Here is an 11,267-nt window from a genome sequence, read left to right as displayed (position 1 = left end):
CAACTGCCCCAGGAACCACAGCCGGCGCTGCGCGAACGACAGCGGCACCCGCTCCGGACGCACCACCGGCACCAACGCCGCACGGCCCTCGCCGGCCTCACCCATCCACGCCGCGACCGCGGCCGGCGTCGGACGCTCGTACAGCATCCGCAGGGGCAACTCCACGCCCAGCACCGCGCGCACCCGGATTATCAGGCGCATCGCCAGCAGCGAATGACCACCCAGCTCGAAGAAGTCATCCTCCACACCGACCGCGGGCAGCCGCAGCACCTGCGCGAACGCCTGGCACAGCAGTTCCTCCTGCACCGTCGCCGGTGCCCGGCCCGCGCCGGCCAGCCCCGTATAGTCCGGTTCGGGCAGGGCCTTGCGGTCCACCTTGCCGTTCGCCGTCAGCGGCAACTCCTCCAACACCACCACAGCCGACGGAACCATGTACTCCGGAAGGCTCCGGGCGACGTGGGCCTGCAGGTCCGCCACATCCACCTGCACCCCGGCCCGGGGCACGACGTACCCGGCAAGCCGCTGATCCCCCGCACCGCTCCCGTTGACCGTCACCGCCGCCTGCGCCACCAGCTCGTGACGCTCCAGCGCAGCCTCGATCTCACCCAGTTCGATCCGGAAGCCACGCACCTTGACCTGCGTGTCGACCCGGCCCAGGCACTCCAGCGTCCCGTCCCCGCGCCAGCGGGCCAGGTCGCCCGTGCGGTACATCCGCTCACCCCTCGGCCCGAACGGCGCGGCAGTGAACCGCTCAGCACTCAACCCGGGCCGGCCCAGGTACCCCCGAGCCAACTGCGCACCCGCCAGATACAACTCGCCCGCCACACCTGCCGGGACCGGCTGCAGGAACCCATCCAGCACGTAGGCACGCATGTTGGCGAACGGACGCCCGATGGTCACCGGACCCTCGCCGACCTCGGCCGAGGTCGCCCAGACCGTGGCCTCCGTCGGACCGTACAGGTTCACCGCCCACAGGCCGAGCTCCCGCACCCGGCCCGCCAACTCCTCAGACAGTGCCTCACCGCCGACCAGCACCCGCACCCCGTGCGGCCAGTCAGCCTCATCGGACAGCAGAGCCCGCCACAGCGACGGAACAGCCTGAACAGCAGTCACCCCGCCCGCGTCGACCAACTCCCGCAAGGCCGCTGCATCACGTACCGTCTCCCGCTCGGCAAGCACCACAGCCGCCCCGCACACCAACGGCAGGAACAACTCCAGCGCCGCGATGTCGAAAGACACCGTCGTCACAGCCAGCAGACGGTCGCCGGCCCGCAACGGAACCCGCTGCCCGGCCGCCTGCAAATGGTTCACCAGCGCCTGGTGAGTGACCACGACCCCCTTGGGACGCCCGGTCGAACCCGACGTGTGAATGACATACACCGGATGGGCCGGCAGCAGCGGCACAACCAGATCGGCATCCGTCAGCTGCACCTCCTCGAAGCCCGAGCACTCGGCGCGTAGTTCGGCGGAGTCCAGCACCAGCACCGGCCCGCCAACCGAGTCCGGCAGCACCCGTGCACACCGCTCCGTCGTCAGGACACACACCGGCGCCGCGTCATCCAGCACATAGGCGATCCGCTCCACCGGATACTCCGGATCCACCGGCAGATACGCACCACCGGCCTTCACCACCGCCAGCAGCGACACCACCAGCTCCACGCCGCGCTCCATCACCACCGCGACCACCGACTCCGGGCCCACCCCCCGGCCGATCAGCAACCGCGCCAACCGGTTCGCCCGCGCATCCAACTCCCCGTACGACAGCTCGACACCCTCGAACACCACCGCCACCGCATCCGGCGTCCGCGCCACCTGCCCGGCGAACAACCCCGGCAACGTCGACGACGCCACCTCGACCGCCGTGTCGTTCCACTCCTCGACAACCTGACGGCGCTCAGCCTCACCCAGCACCCCCACCGCCGCGAACCGCGACTGCGGAGCCTCCTCCAAGACGGCCGTCAGGTTCGTGACGGCGGCCTGCAACAGCGCGCAGATCGTCTCCGCATCGGCCGGTGCCACCGCTTCGACGATCAGGCTGAAGCCACTCCCGAGGTCGTCGACGGACACGCTCACGGGGTAGTTGGTGTGGTCGCTCACGGTCAGCACCCCGACGCCCTCAAGGCGGGGACCGGTCCCCGCCACCGGTGCCTGGCCGTGGCGGTAGTTGAGGATCGAGGTGAACAGCGGGCTGCCGCCCGTCATCCCTGCCGTCCAGCGCCTCACCCGCACTCTGCGAGTCCACCCGCACGCGCACCGGCAGGGTGTTCATGAACAGACCCGGCACCCGGTCCGAACCGGCGCCCGCGTTCATCCGGCCGAACAGCACCGTACCGAACACCACATCCGGTGCCGTCACCATGCACATCCAGCAACCCGAACGGCGCCGTCGTCTCGGTGACGTCCCCGAGCAGCTCGGTGAAGTACCGCACGTGCTCCTCGCGCGGCATACCCAGGCGGGCCTGCGCCACGAAGTCGCGGAACGGCAACGGCTCCGGCAACGTGTCGACACGGCCGGACATGAACGCCCGCACCTCCCCGAACAGCACATCCAGCGAGGTGTGGTCCTGCACCATGTGGTGGGTTCGCAGCAGTGCCAACCAGCGGTCACCGCCGGGCTCCGGCGCGATGTGGACCGTCATCAGGGGCGCCCGGGTCAGATCCATCCACGACCCGGCAATAGCCCTCAACTGCTCCACCGGGTCGGGGCCCTGCGGGTCCAGCACGACCTCCTGGACCGGCAGCTCCACCCGACGCGACACCACCTGCACCGGCTCGGCCAGGCCCTCCCACACGAACGCCGTGCGGCAGATGTCATGCCGGTCGATCACCCGCTGCAGTGCCGCCAGGAACTCGTCCACACGCTCTCGCGAGTCGAATTCCATCACCGACGGCAGTACGTAGACATCCGTCTCGAATCCCTGATCCGCCATCATGTGGTGGAAGAGGAGACCCTCCTGGAGCGGGGCCAGCGGGTAGACATCCGCCACATTGGCCGCACCGCCCTCGACCGTGGCCACGATCCCCTCGATCTCCGCCTCGGTGAGCTCCACCAGCGGCAGCATCTCCGGCGTGATCCCGACGGCACCCTCAGGAATCAGGTTCGGCGGAACCACCACCTGGACCGGCCCGGCAGCGCCGGCCAGCCCGGCCGGCGTGGGCGTCTGGAACAGGGCCTTCACCGAGACAGAGACGCCCCGCGCACGGAGGTTCGCCACCAGGGAAACCACAAGGAGCGAGTGACCGCCCAGGGCGAAGAAGTCGTCATCGACACCGACTCGATCGAGTCCCAGGACCTCGGCGAACGCCTGGCACAGAAGCTCCTCCTGCACCGTCGCCGGCGCCCGACCCGCACCCGCCGCATACTCCGGTGCGGGCAGGGCCTTGCGGTCCACCTTGCCGTTCACCGTCAGCGGCAGCTCCTCCAGCACCACCACAGCCGACGGAACCATGTACTGCGGCAACCGTGCACCCGCGAACTCCCGCAGGCTGGTGATGAGTTCATCCGCATTGGCATCGACGTCGACGGGAACCGCGTACGCCACCAGGCGCTTGTCGCCCGGCACGTCCTCACGGACCAGCACCACGGCCTGCTCCAGGCCCGGGTGCCCGACCACCACCGACTCGACCTCACCCGGCTCGATCCGGAAACCACGGATCTTCACCTGCTCGTCCGCACGACCCGCGAACACCAACTCGCCATCGGCGTTCCACCGCGCCAGGTCTCCGGTGCGGTACAGCCGGCCACCCGCAGGCCCGTACGGATCGGCGACGAACCGCTCAGCCGTCAGCCCCGGACGCGCCACGTACCCACGCGCCAACCCCGCACCCGTCACATACAACTCACCAGCCACACCCACCGGCACCGGGCGCAGCGCGGCGTCCAGGACGTAGGCCCGCATGTTGTCGAGCGGGCGCCCGATCGGCAGCGCGCCCTCGCCGTCCACCGCGGTGTGCGCGGTGGCGAACGTGGTGGCCTCGGTCGGCCCGTAGACATTCACCACGACGGTGCCCGGGCAGGCGGAACGGACTCGGTCCACCAGGACCCGGGAGACCACGTCGCCGCCGGTCCACACCTCGCGCAAGCCCCCGAAGCAGGCCGGGTCCTGCTCGGCGAACAGGCCGAACAGGCCGATGGTCAGGAAGAGCCAGGTCACCCCGTGCTCGGCCACCACCTCGGCCAGCGAGGCGGCCGTCAGGTCACCGGCCGGCGCCACGACCACCCGGTGGCCGGTCAGCAGCGGGACCCACAGCTCCATCGTCGACGCGTCGAAGGAGTACGGCGAGTGCAGCAGCACCCGCTCCAACTCCGCACCCGCGAACCGCCGGTCCAGCGCCAGCGCCGCCACGTCGGCATGCGTCACCGCCACGCCCTTCGCCCGACCCGTCGAGCCGGAGGTGTACATCACATAGGCCAACCCCTCCACATCACAGGAGATCTCCAACGGCTCCGCAGCGCCCGCGCCGGAGACCTCCAACACCGCCAGACCCAGCTCGGCCGCCTGACCCCGCAGCTCGGCATCGGTGAGGACGACCGAGGCACCCGTCTCCCCGACGATCGTCCGACGGTGCGCCAGCGGATACCGGGCGTCCAGCGGAACGTAGTAACCGCCCGCCTTCACCACCGCCAGCAGCGCCACCACCAACTCGACCGACCGCTCCATCAGCACCGCGACACCGCACTCCACGCCCACACCCAGTTCGACCAGCCGCCGCGCCACCGCATTGGCGCGCGCATCGATCGAGCACATCCACCGCCGACACTCGCGTCTGCGGCTCAGCGACAACCGTCTCGACGACCCTCAGCAGCCAACCCGCGAAACGCTCCGCCGTCCCCGCATCGAACAGATCCGCAGCCGCGATCAACCTCCCCCGGATGCCCGCCGGCTTGCCCTGCGCATCAAAGACCTCACCAACACTCACTTCCAGGTCGAACTTCGACGCCCCCAGACCCGCTGACGACGCCAGAGCCGAAGGCAGCGAGCCCGCACCGGACAGATCCAACGCCGCCGAAGCCGTGTTCTGCACCGCGAGCATGACCTGGAACAGCGGGTTCCGGTCCATCGACCGGACCGGCGACAACTCCTCCACCAGCTTCTCGAACGGCACGTCCTGATGCTCGAACGCGCGCAGGCTGGCCTCACGCACCCGCTCCAGCACCTCGTCGAAGGTCGGGTCACCGGACAGGTCCGTGCGCATCACCAACGTGTTCACGAAGAACCCGACCAGGTCCTCCAAGGCCTTCTCGGTGCGTCCGGCGATCGCCGCCCCGATCGGGATGTCGTTCCCCGCACCCAACCGGTTGAGAGTGACCGCCAGCGCGGCCTGCACCACCATGAACAGGGTCACCCCCCGCTCCCTGGTCACCTTCACCAGACGCTCGTGCACGCCGGCCGGCAGCTCGACTGTCACCGCATGGCCCTGATGACCGGCCACGGCGGGACGTGGCCGATCGGTCGGCAGCTCCAGTTCGGCCGGCGCCCCGGCCAGCGTCTTGCGCCAGTACGCCAGTTGCCGGGAGAGCACGCTGTCCGGGTCCTGCTCGTCGCCGAGCAACTCCCGCTGCCACAGCACGTAGTCCGCGTACTGCACCGGCAGCGGCTCCCACTCCGGTGCCCGACCCGCGGCCCGCGCCTCATACGCCACCGAAAGGTCCCGCGCCAACGGCGCCGTCGACCAGCCGTCCCCGGCGATGTGATGAACCACCACCACCAACGCATGGTCGTCCTGGTTCACCGTGAACAGCGTTGCCCGAACGGGGATTTCGGCGGACAGATCGAACGCGTACGCGACCGCCCCGCTCACGGCGCTGGACAGCGACTCCTGGGAAACCGCCTCGACCGCAAGCTCGAACCCGCTGTCCTCGACCTTGAGGACCCGCTGGTACGGCTCCCCGTTCTCGGCCAGGAAGACTGTGCGCAGCACCTCGTGCCGCCCCACCACGTCCCGCAACGCCTCGGCGAGGGCCTCCCGATCCACATCCCCGGTCAGCCGCAGCGCCAGCGGAATGTTGTAGGTCGCACTCGGACCCTCCAGCTGACTCAGGAACCACAGCCGACGCTGCGCAAACGACAACGGAATCATCAGTAGTCCTCCTGCTTACGCATCGGCCGCAGAGTGGGCCTAGCTATGCTCTGGGTCTCGATCTGACTGGCGGGCCGGCCGGCGAGGGCCTCCCGATCCACATCCCCGGTCAACGGCAGCGCCGGCGGAATGTTGTAGGTCGCACTCGGACCCTCCAACTGACTCAGGAACCACAGCCGACGCCGCGCAAACGACAACGGAATCATCCGTAGTCCTCCTGCTTACGCATCGGCCGCAGAGTGGGCCTAGCCATGCTCTGGGGCTCGATCTGACTGGCGAGCCAGCCGGCGAGCCCCTCCGGCGTCCGTGCCTCGAACACCGCCCGGATCGGCAGTTCGGCCCGCAGCGACTCCCGCACCTCACTGACCAGTCGGGTCGCCAGCAGGGAGTGGCCGCCCAAAGCGAAGAAGTCGTCCTCCACGCCAACCCGGTCGAGTCCCAGGACCTGCGCGAACGCCTGGCACAGCAGCTCCTCCTGCACCGTGGCCGGTGCCCGGCCCGCGCCGGCGGCGTACTCGGGGGCGGGCAGGGCCTTGCGGTCCAGCTTGCCGTTCACCGTCAGCGGCAACTCCTCCAGCACCACCACCGCCGACGGAACCATGTAGGACGGCAACCGCCCGGCCACGAACTCACGGACACTTGCGGCCAGTTCGCTGCTGTCGCCGTCCGCAACGACGTACGCGACCAGGCGCTTGTCACCCGGCACGTCCTCACGTGCGATCACCGCGGCCTGCGCCACCTGCGGGTGCGCGGCCACCACCGACTCCACCTCGGCCGGCTCCACCCGGAACCCGCGGATCTTCACCTGCTCATCCGCACGACCAGCGAACATCAACCGCCCATCCGCCGACCACTTCACACGGTCACCCGTGCGATACAACCGGCCACCCGCCACACCGAACGGGTCCGCGACGAACCGCTCACCCGTCAGGTCCGGGCGGTTCAGATAGCCGCGCGCCAAACCCGCACCCGCGACATACAGTTCACCCGCCACACCCACCGGCACCGGAGCCAGGTACTCGTCCAGCACATACACCCGGGTGCCGTCCAACGGCCCACCGATCGGCAGCACCCCGCCCAGCGCCTCTGGCGAGCCCACCTCATGCTGGGTGGCGCACAGCGTCACCTCCGTGGGCCCGTACAGGTGCCGCACCACCACACCCGCGTTGGCCTCCAGCACGCGGCGCACCGCCCCCACCGGCACTACATCACCACCGGTCAGCACCTCACGCACGCCCGCGAAACACTGCGGATCCTGCTCCGCGATCACCCGGAACAGACCCGCCGTCACATGCACGTGCGACACCGCGCAGTCGACCAGCAGCGACCGCAGCACCCCCGCATCCACCGCACCCGTCGGCGCCACCACCACCGTCGCACCCGACAGCAACGCCACCCACACCTCATACGAGGAGGCATCGAAGGCATGCGGGGCCTGGAACAACACTCGGTCCCCCGACCCCACACCCCAATGCGAAGCCGACGCCAACTCCACCAGATCCCGCTGCGTGGTCACCACGCCCTTGGGCACACCCGTCGAACCCGAGGTGTACATCACATACGCCGGGCACTCCAGACCCACCCCAGCGCCGGTCACCTGCGCCGACCCGGCCGGCACCTGCTCACCGTCGACCACCAGCACCGGCGCCTCCACCGACTCCGGCACCCGCGAGGCAGCATCCCGCGTGGTCAGCACACACACCGGCGCCGCGTCCTTGAACACGAACGCGACCCGCTCCGACGGAGACTCCACATCCATCGGCAGATACGCACCACCCGCCTTCACCACCGCCAGCAACGCCACCAACAGCTCGACCGAGCGGTCCATCACCACACCGACCAGCGACTCCGCGCCGACCCCGTGATCCCGCAGCACACCCGCCAACGCAGCAGCCCGCACATCCAACTCCGCGTACGACAGCTCCACGTCCCCGTACACCACCGCCGCGACATCCGGCGTCCGCGCCACCTGCGCCGCAAACACATCCGCCACCGACAACACAGGAGCAGCAACACCCGTGTCGTTCCAGCCAGTCAGCAGCCGCTCCCGCTCCGCCTCACCGAGGACGCCCACCTCTCCCAGCCGCGTCTGCTCCGGGGCATCCTCCAGGGCCGCGACCAGATTGCCCAGGCAGGTGTGCAACAGCGACCCCACCTGCTGCGGGTCAATCGAAGCCACCGCGTCGACGGTCAGGCTGAACCCCGTCTGGTCGTCGTCGACAGCGATGCTCAGGGGGTAGTTGGTCAGGTCCCGCGTGGAGAGCACGCCGACGCCCTCGAAGCCGGAGTCGAAGTTCCGCACGGCGCCCTGATTGTGCCGGTAGTTGAAGATCGAGGTGAACAGCGGGCTGCCGCCCGTCATCCCGCTCGCCTGCTGCGCCAGGGACAGCGGCGCGTGCTCGTGCACCAGCAGCCCCGCCAACTGGTGCCGCATCCCGGACAGCGCCCCGCCCACGCTCTGCCCGTCCAACCGCACGTGCACCGGCAGCGTGTTGAGGAACAGACCCGGCACCCGGTCGGCGCCCGCCCCGGAGTTCATCCGGCCGAACAGCACCGTGCCGAACACCACGTCGTCACGGCCGCTGACCACACCCAGCACCCGCGCCCACGCCAGGTGGAAGACGGTGGCCGCACTGACGCCCTCGCGCCGCGCCACCTCACGTATCCGGCAGGACAGTTCATCGTCCACCACGACGCGTGCCTGGTGGGTGGTACTGCCGTCGCCGTACGCGTCCAGCACACCGAACGGCGCCGTCGTCTCGGTGACGTCCCCGAGCAGCTCGGCGAAGTACCGCTCGTGCTCCTCGCGCGGCGTACCCAGGCGGGCCTGCGCCACGAAGTCGCGGAACGGCAACGGCTCCGGCAACGCGTCGCCCCGACCGGACATGAACGCCCGAAGCTCCCCGAGCAGCACGTCCACCGAAGTGTGGTCCTGCACCAGGTGGTGGGTTCGCAGCAGTGCCAGCCAGCGGTCACCGCCGGGCTCCGCCGCGATGTGGACCGTCATCAGGGGCGCCCGGGTCAGATCCATCCACGAGCCGCCGATGGCTGCCAACTGCTCCACCGGGTCGGGGCCCTGCGGGTCCAAGACGACCTCCTGGACCGGCAGCTCCACCCGGCGCGACACCACCTGCACCGGCTCGGCCAGCCCCTCCCACACGAACGCCGTGCGGTAGACGTCATGCCGGTCGATCACCATCCGCAGCGCGTCCAGGAACGCGTCCACCCGCTCCCGCGAGTCGAATCCCAACACCGACGGCCGCATGTAGACATCCGCCTCGGCCTCCTGATCCGCCATCATGTGGTGGAAGAGGAGACCCTCCTGGAGCGGGGCCAGCGGGTAGACATCCGCCACATTGGCCGCACCACCCTCGACCGTGGCCACGATCCGCTCGATCTCGGTGGCGTCCAAGTCCACCAGGGGCAGCATCTCCGGCGTGATCTCCCGCGCGCCGACGGGAATGGCGTTCGCCGGCACCACGACCCCCTCGGAGGCCTGTGCGGCTGCCAGCCCGGCTACCGTCGGCGTCTCGAAAAGCGCCCGCACCGCCACGGACACACCCCGCACTCGCAGGCGTTCCACCAGGGCCACCGCCAGCAGCGAATGGCCGCCCAGCGTGAAGAAGTCGTCATCGACCCCGACCGCCGACAAGCCGAGGACCTCGGCGAACGCCTCGCAGAGGATCTCCTCCCGCACACTGGCCGGCGCACGGCCCCCACCCGCCGCATACTCCGGCGCCGGCAGCGCCTTGCGGTCCACCTTGCCGTTGACCGTCACCGGCAACGCGTCCAGCACCACGACCGCCGACGGGACCATGTAGGACGGCAACCGCTCACCCGCGAACTCCCGCAAGAGGGACAGGAGTTCGTCCGACGGCGTGTCCGAGCCAGCCGGAACGGCGTACGCCACCAGGCGGATGTCACCCGGGACGTCCTCGCGAGCGACGACCGCGACCTGGGCCACGGCAGGGTGTGCGGCCAGGACGGCCTGGATCTCACCAGGCTCGATCCGGAAGCCGCGGATCTTCACCTGCTCGTCCGTACGGCCCAGATACACCAGCTGACCACCGGCGTTCCAGCGGACCCGGTCACCGGTGCGGTACATCCTCCCGCCCTCGGCGAACGGGCAGGCCACGAACCGCTCCGCGGTCAGACCCGCACGCCCCACATAGCCGCGCGCCAGCTGCACACCCGCCAGGTACAGCTCACCCTCGACACCCACCGGCACCGGGGACAGCGAACCGTCCAGCACATACACCCGGGTATTGGCCACCGGCCCACCGATCGGCACCACCGCACCATCGCCGACAGCACAGCGCGCCGCGGTCACGTCCACGGACGCCTCCGTGGGCCCGTACAGGTTGAACAGCGGCACACCGTCCAGCAGTTCGAGGAACCGGTCCCGCAACGGCGCCGGCAGCGCCTCACCACTGCAGAACACCGCCCGCAGCCCGGCACAGTCGGCGGCCGCCGGCTCACGCAGGAACGTCTCCAGCATCGACGGCACGAAGTGCGTCACCGTGATGTTCTGACGCTGAATCAACTCGGCCAGATAGGCGGGCTCCCGGTGCCCACCCGGACGGGCCACCACCAGCGCCGCGCCCTGCACCAGCGGCCAGAAGAACTCCCACACACTGACGTCGAACCCGAACGGCGTCTTCTGCAGCACCCGGTCCCCGGCCGACAGACCGGACAGCTCCTGCATCCACGCCAGACGGTTCACGACCCCCGCATGCGGCACCACAACACCCTTCGGACGCCCGGTGGAGCCCGACGTGAAGATCACATACGCCGGATGCGCAGGCAGCACCCCCACCACGGGAGCCTGCGCCGACAGACCCGCCAACTCCGCAACCACCGCGGGATCATCCACCGCAACCCGGGCCACGCCATCCGGCACCACCCCGGCCAGCGCGGTCGAGCTGAGCACACACACCGGCCCGGCATCGGCAAGAACAGCCTCGATACGACCGGCCGGATACTCCGGATCCACCGGCAGATACGCACCCCCCGCCTTCACCACCGCCAGCAACGCCACCACCAGCTCCACGCCGCGCTCCATCACCACCGCGACCACCGACTCCGGACCCACACCCCGCCCCACAAGCAACCGCGCCAACCGGTTCGCCCGCGCATCCAACTCCCCGAACGACACCTCGACACCCTCGAACACCACCGCCACCGCA

General features: G+C 69.9%; 3 protein-coding genes and 1 pseudogene. All 4 read right to left on the bottom strand.

What is annotated here, in order from left to right:
- Positions 1-2,202: amino acid adenylation domain-containing protein (locus JF597_RS01185; RefSeq protein ID WP_293987360.1), on the bottom strand; the 2,202-nt coding region annotated here is incomplete at its 3' end.
- 17 nt (positions 2,203-2,219) lie between these two features.
- Positions 2,220-4,685, bottom strand: a complete 2,466-nt coding sequence (locus JF597_RS01180) for an amino acid adenylation domain-containing protein (RefSeq protein ID WP_293987357.1) — start codon at positions 4,683-4,685, stop codon at positions 2,220-2,222.
- A 64-nt stretch (positions 4,686-4,749) separates the two neighbouring features.
- A pseudogene (locus JF597_RS01175) lies at positions 4,750-6,081 on the bottom strand (condensation domain-containing protein); the annotation flags it as partial.
- Between the two features lie 202 nt (positions 6,082-6,283).
- Positions 6,284-11,254 (bottom strand): non-ribosomal peptide synthetase, encoded by a 4,971-nt coding sequence (locus tag JF597_RS01170; protein WP_293987354.1) that lies wholly within the window; start codon positions 11,252-11,254, stop codon positions 6,284-6,286.
- Positions 11,255-11,267 lie beyond the last annotated feature (13 nt).

Origin of the sequence: Streptomyces sp. (assembly GCF_019510245.1) — a bacterium.
Taxonomy (GTDB): domain Bacteria; phylum Actinomycetota; class Actinomycetes; order Streptomycetales; family Streptomycetaceae; genus Streptomyces.
Note: the sequence above shows the minus strand (reverse complement) of the source record. Positions and strands in the feature narration are given on the sequence as shown.